Source organism: Clostridioides sp. ES-S-0048-02 (genome assembly GCF_020658495.1).
In the GTDB taxonomy this organism is placed as follows: Bacteria; Bacillota; Clostridia; order Peptostreptococcales; family Peptostreptococcaceae; genus Clostridioides.
On record NZ_JACVWH010000001.1, the window covers coordinates 230,160 to 246,469 of the forward strand.

Annotated in this window: 18 protein-coding genes; 14 read left to right on the plus strand and 4 right to left on the minus strand. The window is 26.9% G+C overall.

The window, feature by feature from the left end; genetic code table 11:
• Window positions 1-6 precede the first annotated feature (6 nt).
• The 4 genes from IC173_RS01090 to IC173_RS01105 all read left to right on the plus strand — a co-directional run bounded on the left by IC173_RS01090 (window position 7) and on the right by IC173_RS01105 (window position 3,854).
• Complete coding sequence (locus IC173_RS01090) at window positions 7-2,178, plus strand: hypothetical protein (RefSeq protein WP_227482243.1); 2,172 nt, start codon at window positions 7-9, stop codon at window positions 2,176-2,178.
• 151 nt (window positions 2,179-2,329) lie between these two features.
• Complete coding sequence (gene ruvX / locus IC173_RS01095; RefSeq protein WP_227434195.1) at window positions 2,330-2,755, plus strand: Holliday junction resolvase RuvX; 426 nt, start codon at window positions 2,330-2,332, stop codon at window positions 2,753-2,755.
• A gap of 77 nt (window positions 2,756-2,832) precedes the next feature.
• Window positions 2,833-3,120, plus strand: a complete 288-nt coding sequence (locus IC173_RS01100) for a DUF1292 domain-containing protein (protein ID WP_009889069.1) — start codon at window positions 2,833-2,835, stop codon at window positions 3,118-3,120.
• 275 nt (window positions 3,121-3,395) lie between these two features.
• Window positions 3,396-3,854 carry a Fur family transcriptional regulator gene (locus IC173_RS01105; protein WP_227434196.1) on the plus strand — a complete coding sequence of 153 codons (459 nt, stop codon included), beginning with the start codon at window positions 3,396-3,398 and terminating at the stop codon, window positions 3,852-3,854.
• A 120-nt stretch (window positions 3,855-3,974) separates the two neighbouring features.
• On the opposite strand, the gene IC173_RS01110 is transcribed toward IC173_RS01105, so the two are convergent.
• A complete protein-coding gene (locus IC173_RS01110; RefSeq protein ID WP_227855045.1) occupies window positions 3,975-4,712 on the minus strand; it encodes a metal-dependent hydrolase in 738 nt (245 codons plus the stop codon).
• Window positions 4,713-4,928: 216 nt separating this feature from the next.
• Here IC173_RS01110 and IC173_RS01115 point away from each other — a divergent pair, with 216 nt between their 5' ends.
• The 3 genes from IC173_RS01115 (at window position 4,929) to IC173_RS01125 (ending at window position 8,224) form a co-directional block, all read left to right on the plus strand.
• Complete coding sequence (locus IC173_RS01115) at window positions 4,929-6,605, plus strand: ribonuclease J (protein ID WP_227434198.1); 1,677 nt, start codon at window positions 4,929-4,931, stop codon at window positions 6,603-6,605.
• A 201-nt stretch (window positions 6,606-6,806) separates the two neighbouring features.
• A complete protein-coding gene (locus IC173_RS01120; protein WP_227845277.1) occupies window positions 6,807-7,007 on the plus strand; it encodes a CD1290 family small acid-soluble spore protein in 201 nt (66 codons plus the stop codon).
• 53 nt (window positions 7,008-7,060) lie between these two features.
• Window positions 7,061-8,224 (plus strand): D-alanyl-D-alanine carboxypeptidase family protein, encoded by a 1,164-nt coding sequence (locus tag IC173_RS01125; RefSeq protein ID WP_227855046.1) that lies wholly within the window; start codon window positions 7,061-7,063, stop codon window positions 8,222-8,224.
• A 114-nt stretch (window positions 8,225-8,338) separates the two neighbouring features.
• Here IC173_RS01125 and IC173_RS01130 read toward each other — a convergent pair whose 3' ends face one another.
• The 3 genes from IC173_RS01130 to IC173_RS01140 all read right to left on the minus strand — a co-directional run bounded on the left by IC173_RS01130 (window position 8,339) and on the right by IC173_RS01140 (window position 9,961).
• Window positions 8,339-8,761 carry a DUF2000 domain-containing protein gene (locus IC173_RS01130; protein WP_227434201.1) on the minus strand — a complete coding sequence of 141 codons (423 nt, stop codon included), beginning with the start codon at window positions 8,759-8,761 and terminating at the stop codon, window positions 8,339-8,341.
• A 3-nt stretch (window positions 8,762-8,764) separates the two neighbouring features.
• Complete coding sequence (locus IC173_RS01135) at window positions 8,765-9,619, minus strand: AraC family ligand binding domain-containing protein (RefSeq protein ID WP_227482244.1); 855 nt, start codon at window positions 9,617-9,619, stop codon at window positions 8,765-8,767.
• A gap of 192 nt (window positions 9,620-9,811) precedes the next feature.
• A complete protein-coding gene (locus tag IC173_RS01140; protein WP_227855047.1) occupies window positions 9,812-9,961 on the minus strand; it encodes a hypothetical protein in 150 nt (49 codons plus the stop codon).
• Between the two features lie 258 nt (window positions 9,962-10,219).
• Here IC173_RS01140 and IC173_RS01145 point away from each other — a divergent pair, with 258 nt between their 5' ends.
• The 7 genes from IC173_RS01145 (at window position 10,220) to IC173_RS01175 (ending at window position 15,508) form a co-directional block, all read left to right on the plus strand.
• The gene (locus IC173_RS01145; RefSeq protein ID WP_227434204.1) at window positions 10,220-10,816 is read left to right on the plus strand and encodes a site-2 protease family protein; all 597 of its coding nucleotides are present in this window, start codon (window positions 10,220-10,222) and stop codon (window positions 10,814-10,816) included.
• A gap of 29 nt (window positions 10,817-10,845) precedes the next feature.
• Entirely contained in the window at window positions 10,846-11,565 is a 720-nt protein-coding gene (locus IC173_RS01150) for a segregation and condensation protein A (RefSeq protein ID WP_227434205.1), read from the plus strand.
• Window position 11,566: 1 nt separating this feature from the next.
• On the plus strand, window positions 11,567-12,106 hold the full coding sequence (scpB, locus tag IC173_RS01155; protein ID WP_227434206.1) for an SMC-Scp complex subunit ScpB: 540 nt from the start codon (window positions 11,567-11,569) through the stop codon (window positions 12,104-12,106).
• 219 nt (window positions 12,107-12,325) lie between these two features.
• Window positions 12,326-12,958 (plus strand): DUF2953 domain-containing protein, encoded by a 633-nt coding sequence (locus IC173_RS01160; protein ID WP_227434207.1) that lies wholly within the window; start codon window positions 12,326-12,328, stop codon window positions 12,956-12,958.
• Window positions 12,912-13,340 (plus strand): GerW family sporulation protein, encoded by a 429-nt coding sequence (gene ytfJ / locus IC173_RS01165; protein WP_227434208.1) that lies wholly within the window; start codon window positions 12,912-12,914, stop codon window positions 13,338-13,340. The genes IC173_RS01160 and ytfJ overlap by 47 nt, the downstream gene beginning before the upstream one ends.
• Window positions 13,341-13,600: 260 nt before the next feature.
• Window positions 13,601-14,041 (plus strand): MarR family winged helix-turn-helix transcriptional regulator, encoded by a 441-nt coding sequence (locus IC173_RS01170; protein ID WP_227434209.1) that lies wholly within the window; start codon window positions 13,601-13,603, stop codon window positions 14,039-14,041.
• Between the two features lie 15 nt (window positions 14,042-14,056).
• The gene (locus IC173_RS01175; RefSeq protein WP_227434210.1) at window positions 14,057-15,508 is read left to right on the plus strand and encodes a leucyl aminopeptidase; all 1,452 of its coding nucleotides are present in this window, start codon (window positions 14,057-14,059) and stop codon (window positions 15,506-15,508) included.
• Window positions 15,509-16,310: the final 802 nt, after the last annotated feature.

Here is a 16,310-nt window from a genome sequence, read left to right on the forward strand (position 1 = left end):
AAATAAATGAGAAAAAAGATTATGTCATTGTTGGCAGTAGTTATTATGATTTTTGTATCAACTGCTAGCTACAGTTCTGCTGAAGAAAAGGGCAAAGTCATATTTATTGATATGAATAGGACCAATCTTGGAAGTATGTTGAAGGTTCCAATCTTAAAGAGTGAGCTAGAAAAGAGAGGTCATATAGCTCTTATGAATATAAGAGGGGATCAAGGTACTGATGATAGAAGGTCTTATGCTAGTATGGGTGCAGGAGTAAGAGCTGATGTAACTACTGAAGACTATATCAATTTTCAAAAAGTAGACCAAGATACTGCTAAAACTTTTGAAGTTGCAACAGGTCAAAAAGCTAAAGAGATAAATAATTTAAGTATTAATAGGTCAATAAATGAAAATCTAGAGTATGGAGAATATGGAGCAACCTTAGGTTCATTGGGAAAAACTTTATCAGAAAATGGACTAAAAACATCCGTAATTGGAAATGCTGATATAATTGAAAATAACCAATTAGTTAAAAATAGAAATTTATGTTTAGTTGCTATGGATCAATATGGAAGAATTGATTCTGGGAATATTGATGATATTAACAAAAAAGATTCTAAGATGCCGTTTGGAATAGTTACAGACTACGATAAGTTATTAGATGAAACTAAAAAGTCTTATAAAAATAGTGATGCTATATTTGTAGAACTTGGAGATACATATAGATTAGATATGTATAGATTGAATTTAAATGATAATACTTATGCTGCAATGAAGAAAAATATTGTAAAAAATATAGATAAATACCTTAAAGAAGTGTTTTCTATGGTTGGAGAAAATGATACTGTTTATGTATCAAGTGCTTTTCCAAGTGATTTAGATTATAAAAATAAGAGAAGACTTTCTCCAATAATAAAATTTAGTGGAGAAGGAAAGGGTCTATTGGAATCTGCTACAACAAGAAAAGCTGGTATTGTTGCAAACTTAGATGTTGGAGTGGACATATTAAATGAGTTTGGTCTTAAAAATGATGAAATGGTGGGTAGAAGTTATACTTTGGTTGACAAAGAAGATAATGCTAGTTACCTAAAATCACTTTATAAAAAGATAGTATCTATATCATCTATAAGGTCAAGTATCATAAATGGATTTGTAGGTGTAATATCTGCCTCTTGGGTGATTGCAATGTTTGCAATATTCTTTAGAAATTACATGCCACATAAAGAGCGTGTATTCAAAGTACTTAAGGAGTTTATAAAATTGGGTATAATAATGCCTCTGTCATTTATGTTGGCTCCTTTGATGAATTTTAAGACCCCAATTACAATATCTTTGGGAATCTTTGTAACTACACTAGTGTTATACTTATTAGGTCGAAAGTTATTTAAAGACAATGATATAAAACATATGGGATTTTTTGCAACACTGACTATTTTAATAATAGTCATAGATTCTGTATTTGGAACATACTTAATGCAAAATAATATAATGAGTTATGATGCTGTTATTGGTGCCAGATACTATGGTGTAGGAAATGAGTATGAAGGTGTAACCATAGCAAGTGCAGTATTTGGTTTAGCAGTTTTATTACATTACAAGAAGGTTTCTAAGCCACTTGTTGTAATATTTTCATTAATAATACTTATAACTAGCGCATATCCTTCCATGGGGGCAAATGTTGGTGGAGCAATATCAGAATGTGTAGCATATTTGTTGTTTATAATGCTTATATATGATGTTAAACTAGACATTAAAAAAGTTGCACTATTAGCTATTTCAGCTGTGGTTGTTGTTTGTGCATTTGCAGCTCTAGATATAATCTCAGGTAGTGAATCTCACTTAGGAATGTTTGTACAAAGAATTTTCTTAAATGGACCAGGAGAGATATTGCAGACATTTGGAAGAAAAATTCAAATGAATATGCAATTAGCACAGACAAGTGTATGGGTAAATATTTTACTTGTGGGAATTGCTGTGATTGCAGTACTTATATTTAAACCATCTAGACACTTTAGAAAGATAATGAATAATTTTCCGATTTTGTTTAAAGGATTCATTGCATCTATGGTTGGTTGTATAATTACTCTTTTAGTTAATGACTCTGGTATAGTTGCTGCATCTACAGCATCTATATATATACTTATACCACTTATAATAATAAGCATAAACATGATAATATTTGAAAAAAATAATTAAAAATTTTTTAATGTATATATGCTTTGAATAAAAAGTTGCAATATGATTATTAATGTAAACCAAACAGCTTACATCAAAAATTCATATTGCAATTTTTGTAATTAATGAAATGTATATGTTTTATAAAATAAGGTAAATAAAAGGAGAAAATATGTTAGATGGAAGAATAATGGGTCTTGATGTTGGAGATAAAACTATTGGAGTTGCTGTAAGTGATTTAATGGGATTAACTGCACAAGGGATAAAAACGGTAAGAAGAGTTGGCAAGAAGAAGGATATTGAAGAATTAAAAGCTATAATAAAAGAAAAACAAGTAAATAAAATTGTGTCAGGATTACCAAAAAATATGAATGGTACTTTAGGACCACAAGGAGAAAAGGTAATTAAGTTTTGTGAATTATTAAAAGAAGAAACAGGAATTGATGTAGAGTTTTGGGATGAGAGACTTTCTACAGTAGCAGCAGAGAGATCTTTGTTAGAAGCGGATGTTAGTAGACAAAAAAGAAAAAAGGTTATAGATATGTTGGCAGCAGTAATAATTTTACAAGGATATTTAGATTTTAAAATAAATTCATAAAAGAACTATAAAATTGAATACTTATGATATATAATATAAATAATAAAAATAAAAATAAATTTGAGGTGAATGACATTATGGAAGAAAATATAATAAATTTAATTGATGAAAATGGTGTAGAAAGCCAATTTGAAATAATATTAACATTAGAAGCAGAAGGAAAAGAATATGCAATATTAATGCCTTTAGATGATGAAGAGGCTGAAGAAGCTTTAATATTTAGAATTGATGAAGATGAAGAAGGAGAAATACTAATACCTTTAGAAAGTGATGAAGAGTATGAAACTGTTGTAGCTGTATATACTGCTATAATGGAAGAAGAAGGTTTAAATTACGACGAAGATGAATCAAATGGACTTAACTAGGTAAATAATTAAGTTTGTATATAAAAAATCAGGTATTTTACTGTATTTACTTTAATTAAGAATTATTAATTGTAAAAAGTATTTATAGTATATATCTGTTTTTTTATTTTTTATTAAAAAATTTATAGATTTTGGTGAATAATATATCTTTTATGGGTATATATTTATATTATGAGAAGAAATTAAATTTTTTCAAATGTCTTGACAAAAAAAGAATTATCAATTACAATATTATTTAATAAAGATTATCAATTGAAAATAGTAAGGGTGATGTTATGGCAAACACAATGGATTTATTAAAAGACAAGTTAAAAGAAACTGGTTTTAAGATTACGCCACAAAGAAGAGCAATAGTTGAGATATTGCTTCAACATGACCATTCACATTTAAGTAGTGAAGAAATCTATGATTTAGTTAGGGTTGACTGTCCTGAAATAGGGCTAGCTACTGTATACAGAACAATGCAGTTATTAGACGAAATAGGATTAATATCAAAACTAAACTTAGATGATGGGTGTATAAGATATGAGATTAGTCTACATAAAGAAGACTGTCATAATCATCATCATCTTATTTGTAAAAATTGTGGAAAGATAATGGAAGCTAAAGAAGACCTTTTAGACAATATAGAAAAAGAAATACAATCATTGTACAAATTTAAAATACTTGATCATGATGTTAAATTTTATGGATTATGTGATGAGTGCAATAAAATAAGTGATTCAGAAGAATAATTCTTCTGTAATTTAATGTTGATGGAAGAATAGTATAGAACTTTTATATTCTATGCTATTCTTCCATTTTTTATTATAAATTTAAATATATAGTATAAATATAAATAGCTTTAAAGCTTTTTATAATTTTAATATTGAAAATATAATTAATCCTATAAGTATGAAAATAAATGATTTTTCTATAAAATTACTAAATAGTCCTCCAACTGTTAAAAATCCTAAGGAAATCTTTTTTTCACTTAGTGGATAAAAAAGTGGTATTCCTTGTTTTGTAAATAAATCCCCTAAAAACATATGGCTTGCATAGCCAAGTGTTCCATAAAAAGATAAATTATTAATACTAGTGATTAATTCTATTTGTTTTAGTAAAAAATATATTATGATGGTTGCAAATATACTATGAGAAAAGCTTCTGTGCTTTAGCCAGGGAAAAATTGACAACATTAGACAAAAAATTATAAAATATATTTCAACTTCTACGATGTATAAGCATATAGCTAATAGTATAAATATTAATGATAGAAAGATTTTTCTCAGAAATGTATGGGTTAGTTTTGCCTCAATAATTATAATTGCAACAAATGTAATTATTGCACTTAAATAAAAATTATCATTTATATTTATTGAAATAAAGAAAATAATAATATTAATAGCGTATATAAAAATTCTATATATGTATTTGGATATATTGTTTTTTAGAATGAAATTTGAGACCATAGAATTAGATTTATCCAAATCGGGCAGTACTGCAAAAGTAGCTGAAACTAAAATATCTACTAGAGATATAGGAATTGTAAAAATTAAAGATGTCTGGATAGCTGTTAAAATTCCTATTGCACAATGAGTTTTACCACGCATAAATCCTCCTAAAATATCAGATATTAAATCATATAATATTTAGAGGATATCAAAATAAAATAGGTTTGTCAAAATAATACGTTAAATGTATTTTAAATATAGCTTAAAATATGATACGAATTATGGTACAATAAGAATAACTGGTAGCGAGTGCGTGATTTGATATTATTTAAGATTGTAGAACGTGTTAAAAAATTAAATAGACAGAAGGAGATGATGCAATTGTTCAAAAAGAACACCAACAAGATAAAGGTAATGGCTTTAGGTGGACTTAACGAAGTTGGAAAAAATATGACTGTTGTTGAGTATAAAGATGAAATAATTGTTATAGATGCTGGACTTAGTTTTCCAGAAGATGAAATGTTAGGAGTAGATATAGTTATACCAGACATAACTTATTTAGTCAAAAACAGGGATAAAATAAAGGGTATATTTATTACACATGGACATGAAGACCATATAGGAGCTCTTCCATATATACTAAAAAAGATAAATGTTCCTGTATATGGAGCGAGACTTAGTATAGGTCTTATACAAGTAAAATTGAAAGAACATAAGATGAATAATGTTAAGTTAAATGTCATAACTCCAAGACAAGTTATAAAGCTTGATAATATGGAAGTAGAGTTTTTGAAAAATAACCATAGTATACCAGATGCTTACTCTATTGCAGTACACACAGACCAAGGGATAATATACCATACAGGAGACTTTAAGATTGACTTAACTCCAATTGATGGTGATGTTATGGATATGCATAGAATCTGTGAGTTGAGCAAAAAAGGAGTTCTTTTAATGTTGGCAGATAGTACTAATGCAGAAAAACCAGGATTTACTATGTCTGAAAAAACTGTTGGAGTAGGTCTTGATGAGTTATTTGCAAAGGGAAATGGTAGAAGAATTATAGTTGCTACGTTTGCATCTAACATACACAGATTACAACAAATAATAAATACAGCTGAAAAGTTTAATAGGAAGGTTGCTATATCAGGTCGTTCAATGGTAAATGTAGTTGGAGTTGCCAAGGAATTAGGATATTTAGATATTTCTGACGATATGCTAATAGATTTAAATGATATATACAAGCATGAAGATGGCGAGTTAGTGATAATAACGACTGGTTCACAAGGTGAGCCTATGTCAGCTCTTGCTAGAATGGCTTTTTCAGAACACAAAAAAGTAGAAATAAAGAGTGGCGATTTAGTTATAATATCTGCTCATCCAATACCAGGAAATGAAAAATTAATATCAAGAGTAATAAACTTCTTATTTGAAAAAGGAGCAGAAGTAGTATATAGTGATATAGCGGATATACACGTTTCTGGACATGCCTGTCAAGAAGAATTAAAGCTTATACATGCATTAGTTAGACCAAAGTTTTTTATGCCAGCTCATGGTGAATATAGAATGTTAAAAAGACATGCTGAAATAGCTGAACAACTTGGAATGGACAAGGAAAATATTTTTGTCATGCAAACAGGAGATGTTTTAGAGTTAGATAAAAACTCTGCTAAAGTAGCAAATCGTATACAAACAGGAAATATACTAGTTGATGGATTAGGTGTAGGAGATGTAGGTAATATAGTCTTAAGAGATAGAAAGCATTTATCAGAAGATGGTCTTATGATAGTTGTAGTAACTATTTCTAAAGATGAAGGCAAAGTTTTAGCAGGTCCAGATATAATATCTAGAGGCTTTGTGTATGTAAGAGAGTCTGAAGATTTAATGGATGGAGCAAAGGATATAATTAAAAACGTTCTAAACGAGTGTGAAGAGAAAAATATTAAAGAATGGGCTTATTTAAAGAATAATATTAAAGAAAACCTAAAAGAGTATTTATATCAAAAAACTAAGCGAAATCCAATGATACTTCCTATAATAATGGAAGTATAGGATATAAAGTTTATAAAATTGAAAAGTAGACCTCTTGTAATTCTTAAAATGATATCAAAAGATTAAATTGATATCATTTTAAGAATTACAAGAGGTCTTTTTAATATTGAAAAATTCAGATATTACATAAAATACCAATTATAACAATCTTTTATTAGTAAAAACTACTTATATATAAATTTTATTAATAGGAGGATATTTATGGATAATATTTCAAAACAAAATGCTAGAAAAGCTTTAAAACAAACTAAGATGGAAATAGCAGGAGAATATGGAATGAATTATGAAGATGCCTTTGAAATAATAGAAAATGCATCGAATAAAGGTGTTTTAGAAGATTATTTTAAAAAGCTTGAAAAGAAAAAAAATTTGGGTCAAGGTATATCTAGGCATTTAGAATAAAAAAAGTTAATTGTGAGAAAATAAGTTTAAATAAACTTTAAGAGGTGACATCTATGAAAAAATTAGCTAGTACTGCTTTGGCTATATTACTTGCATTTACTCCTTTGAGTTTTTCTTTTGCAAATAGTAAGGACAATGCTGATGCCAACCAACTAAATATATCTTCAAAATCGGCAATTTTGATGGATGTTGGTAGTGGACAAATTTTATATGAAAAGGATGCTCATAAGAAGCTTCCTCCTGCCAGTGTAACAAAGGTAATGACAATGTTACTTATTGTAGAAGCTTTGGATTCAGGTGATATTAAACTTGATGATGAAGTACAAGTGAGTGAAACTGCATCTAGTATGGGTGGTAGTCAAATATTTTTAGAACCAGGAGAAACTCAAAAGGTTGATACTTTATTAAAAGGTATAGCTGTTGCTTCTGCAAATGATGCCTGTGTAGCTATGGCTGAACACTTGGCTGGAAGTGTTGAAGGGTTTGTTGATAGGATGAATTCTAAAGCAAAGGAGCTAAATATGAATGATACTCATTTTGCAAATACAAATGGACTTCCAGTAGCAAATCACTATACATCTGCTCATGATATAGCTTTAATGTCTAGAGAATTATTAAAACATGAAATGATAAGTAAATACTTAACTACATGGATGGATAAGGTTGTAGTAGGTAAAAAACAAGTTACAGTAGGTCTTACAAATACTAATAAGCTTATAAAGCATTATCAAGGAGCTACTGGTGTTAAAACTGGATTTACTCAAGAAGCTAAATATTGTCTATCAGCATCAGCAAAAAGAGGTAATACTCATTTAGTTGCGGCGACTTTGGGTGCAGAAACTTCTCCTGAAAGATTTAATGATGCATCTAGTCTTTTAAATTATGGATTTGCAAATTATGAAAGCGTTAAGCTGTGTAGTAAGGGAGATAATATCGCTACACTTACATTAGATAAAGCTGATGAAAATAAAGTCAAATTAGTTGCTAAAGAAGACTTAAATGCTCTTATTAAAAAAGGAAGTTCTAAAAAGTTTGAAAAGAAAATAGAAATAGTAAAAAATCCTAAAATGCCAATTAAAAAAGGTACTGTTTTAGGAAAGATAAAGATATGTAAAGATAAAAAAGTAATAGGTGAAGTAGAATTAATAAATAATAAAGATATAAATAAGGCAAGTTACCTACAAATGCTTCAAAGAATAATTGATAATATGATATAATAACTTGCGATAAGATACAGCTATAATTCACATAAAAAATGCCCGTATAGAAGTACTATATGGGTATTTTTATTTAATATATTAAAGATTGTTATAAGCAGATGCTTACAATGATTATCTAAGTAAAGGCATACTGCCTGTAAGTTTATTTACTTGCTTTTTATTTCCATATATTCCTATACCAAAATACTGTAGTTCATCTTCTTGGACAGTGGCAATTTTTTGTGTGAATTCCTCATAAATATTACAACCTTGTGCAACATCTGAAAAATCTACAACAGTTAATCCTTCAAATTCAGGAGTGTATAATTTTTTACGTAAATTCTTTATAATTTCTTTGTTTCCTTTTAAGATAGGAACAGGTATAGCAACAATTCCTAAATGATTATTACCTGTTTTGTCAACTACATCTGGACCTACTATTTCTGGAGTATATTTACCTAGTGTAACTCCCATTACTGCTGCTGTATTTGATATAATTCCCATTGGTAAATTTTCATCTATTACCATAACACATTTTACATTTTTATTTTCCATTTTTCAATTCTCCTTTTTATCCTCTTTAAAATTATTTTTATCATTGTTTATAAATATATTTTGATATTGTTTAGGTGTAAGACCAATAAAGTTTTTAAAGAAATTTGTAAAGTGACTTTGGTCCACAAAGCCTGTTTGTATAGCAGCATCTATAGGTTCTATTCCATTTTCTAAAAGTTTCTTAGCTTTATTTACTCTTATATTTTCAAGGTATCTATAGGGTGTAATACCTTTTAATTTTGTAAAATTACGAAGTAATGAGTACTTATTCATTTTTGCTAGATAACTTAATTCATCAAGTGCTATGCGTTCAGCATAATTATTTTCTAAATAATCACAGACTATTTGAATTTCTGTATTTATTTTTTCTGAGTTAGATTGTAAAACTGGCTCTGTATATTCATTGATTATTTGTTCAATTAGGAAAAAGAATATTTCTTCTTTTTTAAAATCTAATTGTTCTTCCATAATTATATGATGTAGTTCTTGTAGTAAAGGTACTAATTCACTACGAAATATTACCTGCTGATTGAATTGAGGTAAATAATTTTTCCCTGTAATTTCTAATATAGCTTTTTGCATTATTTCTGGTTTAATATTAATACATCTATAATCAAGAACTTCATTATCTATTTGTTCACAAGTATGACTATCAAAAGGATTAAAAAGTAATAAATCTCCTGTGCTTGTGGTATACTTTTTGTTTTTGCATGATAAATATCTTTGACCTTTTTCTATAAAACCAATCACATAGTGTTCATGAAAATGGTTTGGAAAATTTTGCATAATACCTTTGAATCTATATGCTTCAATTTCTAATTCACTATCAAAACATACTGTGCGTTCTTCTTGTTTCAACTGGACAACCTCCTTTCATAATGTATAAAGTGTAACATATATTTTTTTGTAGTTCTTGTATGATATTGACTAAAAATTAAGAACAACTAAAAAAATGACAACTTAATTTTTTTAGTTGTCAAATTAAATAATATTTATATGTAATTTATTTTGCTAACCAATTAAAACTTCTGCCTTTTTCTTTACAAATAGTTAATGATTAAGTATTTTTTCAGTTACAACAACTTCGTCTAACATGTTTTCATAAGAAGCAAGCTCTTTTATAAATTTTAATACAAGGTCTGTATCTGATTCAACTGTGTATCTAAATTTTAGTTCATTATTTTCTACAGTACTATTCATTTTGTTGTTACCTTCATTTGTAATACACCAATAAGATAACAACAATGTCAGTTTATGTCAATATAATATTATACTACCAATAAGTGTAATTATTATATTTTTACAGCTAATATGATATAATAATAAAAGTTATAAAGTAAAAAATGAATTTTAATTTTATGCTTATATACACAATTATTATAATATAAAATAATTTTGATTATAAGTTATTTAATTGTTATAATAGTATTAAAAATTTAATTTAGGAGATGTACATTAATGTTAAGTATGAATATAGGAGAAATCGTAGCAAGTTTAGTTGGTATAGCCATGGCAATATCAATACATGAGTTTGGTCATGCATACTCGGCACATTTATTAGGTGATGATACAGCTAAGGCTTATGGAAGAATGACATTAAATCCTGTAAGACATGTCGACCCAATTGGTCTTTTGGCTATGTTTATTCTTAGAATAGGATGGGCAAAACCAGTCCCAGTAAATCCTAATAATTTTAAAAATTACAAGATAGGCAATTTGATAGTTTCACTTGCAGGTGTTTTCTGTAATGTTCTGACCGCTATAGTCTGTGTCATTATAAATAAATATGTGCACATGTATGCGATAAATACAATAGCTGAATATGTATTCTTATATAGTATGGGATTTGCAGCTTTTAATTTACTGCCTATACCTCCACTTGATGGATGGGGAGTTATATCTACACTTGTTCCATATAAATGGAATGAATATGTATATAAATTTGAAAATATGAGTTATATAATTTTGTTGATTGCTTTATTTACAGGGATATATCAAATAATATTAACACCAATATATACAGTATTACTAAGAATAGTATATTTATTTGTTTAATAAAATAAATAACTTAAAGAGGGATTAATATGAAGTATAATATACAATTACAAGTTTATGAGGGACCATTAGATTTGCTGTATGACTTGATAACTAAACATAAGATAGATATAAAAGATATATCAATTATAGATATAACTAAGCAATATCTTAATTATCTAAAAATGTTAGACAAAATGGATTTAGAGATAACTAGCGAATTTATAACTATGGCATCTAAGCTTTTAGAGATAAAATCTAAATACTTACTTTACAAACAAAAGGATGAAGAAGAAGACCCAAGAATAGAACTTATGGAGAAATTAGAAGAATACAGAAAATTTAAAATAGCATCACAAGATATAAAGGAAAATATAACTTATATTAATGAAAGATTTTATAGAACTAAAGAAGAAATAGTTATTGATGATAATGTAGATTTAGAAGATATATCAATAGAGGCAATAAAAAATATACTTCCATATATATTTAAGGTTAAAACATCACAAATTGAAAATACTAATGATGAAAAATTGGATAAAATAGTGAGAAAAAAGATAATATCTGTGGAAGAAAAAATAGTGTATATAAGAAATGTCATAAAAGAGAAAATAGAAGTTACTTTTACAAATATCATAAAATCATATGAAAATGATGAAATAATTGCTACTTTTTTATCTATATTGGAGCTTATAAAAGAAAAAGAGATAGTGGTGGTACAAGATATATTTTTTGATGATATTTTAATTAGAAAAAGTTCGGAGTGTTAAAATGAAAAGAGAAGATATAAAGTGTATTATAGAATCTATTATGTTTGCATATGGTGACCCAATAAGTATAAAAGAATTAAATTATATAATAAATAAAGAACTTTCATCAAAAGAGATAGAGATTATGTTAAATTTACTTATTGATGAATATAGAGAAAAAAATAGAGGTATTCAAATAATCAAATTGGAAAACAAATATCAAATGTGTACAAATGAAGATTATGCAGAATATATAAAAAAAATTATTGAACCAAAGAAAAAGAAAAGTTTGAGTCAAGCTACACTAGAGACTCTTACTATAATTGCATATAAACAACCAATAACGAAGGTAGAGATAGAAGATATAAGGGGAGTAAAATGTGATAAGGTGCTACAAACTCTATTTGAAAATCAACTTATAAGAGAGGCTGGTAGACTTAATAAAATAGGAAAACCTATAATTTATAAGACAACAGATGAATTTTTAAAGTTGCTAAATATAGAAAGTCTTGAAGAGTTGCCTGCTATAGAAACTTATCAAGAAGCATTAACAAATGAATAAAATGTTATACAAAGAGAATATTAATTTTACAATAGAAATGTTAATTTTAAAATAAAAATATGGAGAACACAGTAATTTAGTTTATAGTTTTAAATTTTTTAGAAGGTTTAAAATACTCTAAGTTATTGTGTTTTTTTGTGTAAATATAAAAAAGTGCTTTTGGTAAAATAAATATGGTTAATTAAGTATAAATAGTAATTTTTTGATGATAATATAGACATGGAGATTAATGAATTACTTAATTTTAAATACTTAATAATAGCAATAATTTTTATAATAAGTATAATTGTATTGTTTTTAATGTCTCATATAAATATCTTATTAATAGCAGATATAAACAATAAAGATGTTTGCTTAAAACTTAATATAAAATACATGTTTGATTTAATAAATATAAATAGACAACTATATCCAGCTGAAAATAGTAACAATAATGATAAAAAAGAGGGGATGAAGAATAATATAGACTCTAGTATATTATTAGCTGATGACCTTTTAAGTATTTATAGACTATTAAAAAAGATAAAAATACATGAATTTTATTCAAACATTGATTTTGGAACTAAAAATGTAAGTTTGACATCTTCTGTGTATGTATTAATAAATACTCTATATGGAAATTTATTTAATATAATTGATGCAGAAAAAATATATCTAAATGTAAATCCAAATTTTACAAAAGATTACTTTTTGGGAAATGTAAGGATACATATAAGGTCAAGAATAAAAGATTTATTTCATTTTATAATAATGGTTAATAAGGTTATGAATAAAAATAAAGGAAATTATAAGGGAGGTGATAGTAATGAGAGCAACAGGTTCGATACAAAGTCTTATGGAAACAACTCTTGAAACTATTAAAGGTTCTATAGATGCAAATACTATTATAGGAGACCCTATAAAAACAGATACTACAGTAGTTGTTCCTATATCAAAAGTAACAATTGGATTTGGTATAGGTGGAGGAGAATATTCAAAAGGATATGATGAGAAAGATAAAAATATTGAAATAAAAAGTGAAAAAGCAGATACAAATTTTGCAGGAGGTAGTGCAGGAGCTATATCTGTACAACCAGTAGCATTTGTAGTAGTTGAAAGTGGAGAAACTAGAATAATGAGTTTAGATAGTAATATTAATCTAGTAGATAATATCTTGTCTATAACTCCTAGAGTATTAGAAAAAATTCAGAATATATCTCAAAATAATAAAAATACAGACAAGAATAATATGTAGTATAAGATTAGAATACTTTTGAAAATAAAATATATCCTTAAGTAAAATAGTGAGATTGATATAAGTCTCACTATTTTATAATGTAATTTAAATGTTTTTTACTTTATACCTAATAATATTTTAGTTTAAAACAATTTAAATGGATAATAAAGTTTATCTATAGTATAATTATAAAAAGAAAAGAAGTATTATATTAGAGATATATAAACATATTGGGGGGATAAGAGGGAGTCCCAATTATTAATTTTGAGGTGAATTTTATGAGTGATAAAGAGTTATCTATTTTGTTGTTGGAAAGTATGAATAACTTTCATAATTTAATAAAGATTATTAATAATGAAAGATATAAAAAAGGTAAAGTACTTACAGAAAGGCAATTTTTTGCTTTAGTAAGTATAAGAAAGCATAATAAAATGGAACTTAAAAATTTAAGTAGAGACTTACATGTATCTACTTCTAGTTTGTGTATATTGCTTAATAAGCTAGTTGAGCAAGACTATGTATATAGAGAAGAAGATAGTAGAGATAGACGAAATACTTTTTATGGAATAACTGAAAGTGGAGAAAAAATACTAGATGATGAAATATTAAAATTTATATCTATAATAAGTGATAAAATGAACTGTTTAGATGTAAAAAACAAAGATAAATTATTTGATTCTTTGGAAGACTCTAGAAATATAATTGAGCAATTATTTTAAAAAGGAGAATTTGATATGCAGATAAAATGTTCTAAAGAAATATTAAAAAGCTTGGATGATGCTATAACTGTAGTTACTGTGTTTGAAGATGAGAATGTTTCTACAATGTTTGATAAATTAAATATTGTAAGTAAAAACTTCAGTGCTAAAGAAAATAACATAGAGATTGTGACATTGCTCGAAAATGAAAATCTAATAGACATTTGTCTAGTTGGTCTTGGTAAGAAAGAATCTTTAGATAAGGAAAAACTTAGAATCATAGGGGGCAATTTATGTAAAAAAATAAAAAGTATATTGAGAAATAAAGTATGTAAAAATAATGATATTAACATAATAAATATTAATTTAGATATAGAAGAGATAGGTGCTTTTTCAGAAGGAATATTGCTTGGAAACTATAAATTTGATAAATATAAGACAAAAAGTAAAGAATTTGAAGAAAGAGAAATAGAGAATATAATTATATTCACTGAAAAAGAAGCAGATTGTCAAATAGAAAAAGCTAGAATACTATCTAATTCAACTATAATAGCTAGAAATCTAGTTAACGAACCATCAAATATAATATACCCAAAGACATTGGCAATAGAGGCAGTTAGACTTGGGGCAGAGTATGGATTTAATGTTGAGATTTATGAAGAAGAAAAAATAAAAGCATTGGGTATGGAAGCTTTTTTTGCTGTATCAAGAGGTTCAGTTAATAAACCAAGATTTATAGTAATGAGATATTTTGGAGATGAAGAGAATTCAGATATACTAGGTCTAGTGGGCAAAGGATTGACTTATGATACTGGTGGATATTCTTTAAAATCAAATGCATCTATGCTAGATATGAAAACAGACATGGCTGGAGCTGCAAGTGTAATAGGAGCTATGTGTGCCATATCTCAGAGTAAATTAAAGAAAAATGTTATAGCAGTAGTAGCTGCATGTGAAAATGCTTTATCGGGAGGTTCATATAAGCCAGGAGATATAATTAACTCTATGGCAAGAAAAACTATCGAAGTTTTAAATACAGATGCAGAAGGTAGACTTACATTAGCCGATGCAATATATTACATTATTAATAATGAAAAAGTAACAAAAGTTGTTGATGTAGCAACATTGACTGGTGCAGCTTTAACATTATTAGGTAATGTTGCAACTCCTGTAGTAACAAATAATGATGATTTTTATTGTGAATTGGAAAAAGCATCTACTTTATCTGGAGAAAGAGTTTGGAAGATGCCTCTTTATGATGAGTTTAAAAATATGGTAAAGGGAGAAGAAGCAGACCTTAAAAATACTGGAGGTAAAAATGCTGGATGCATAACAGCAGGAGCCTTTATTGGAGAATTTGTTGGCAGTACTCCATGGATACATATGGATATAGCAGGTACAAGTACATCATCAAAATCAAAGGGATATAAATCAAAAGGAGCGACAGGAGAGCCTGTTAGGACATTGTATTATTTAGCAGAGGTATAAAATTATATATTACAAAAACTATAGTTTAATGTGTAAAGCCACTTGGATATTTTTAAAACTTAAAAAATATCTAAGTGGCTTTATTTATAAATTTAAACAAATTATTTACTCTTTTTCTTTTTTTCAAGGATAAAGGTATCTATATTGGATAAAAGAGGAAGTATGTACACAATGCTAGTAGCAAAAATAAATATGAAAATGGTAGTTGTATTGTAACTTAAAAAGCTATAGTAATATTGTGAATCAGTAAATGTATTTAGTAAAAATATAAATGAAAAATAAATAAGACAAATTCCAAAATTATCTCTAAATGAATGTCTGTTAACTTTAAATTTTCTTACATCAACCATATAAATATTTGCATATATTATCAAACATTTAGAGAAGATAAATAGAAAATATATGAAGCTAGGAAATTCGTATCCTAAGTTTTTAGAAAAAATAAGTTCTCCAACAGAACAAACTAAACTCCAAGAAAAAAATATGTTAAAAAAATGATACTGTTTAAAAACTAATATAGCTATACATATGTAGATACAAATATGGCTAATTCCAATTGGTAAGGAATTCAAGGTGCTATAATTCCCTGAAGAAATAATTAAAATTTGTTCTAAAGCAACGACTATTACCATTAAGGTACAAAGTATTTTTTCAACTGTGTAACTATAGGGTAAAATATTTTTTGTTAGCTTTGGACAATGATATAGAAATAATCCGAATATAAAAAGACTTACAAACTGTTCACTAGAAAAAAGAAAAATTTTAAACATAGAGCATTCTCTCCTATAATAAATTAATATGT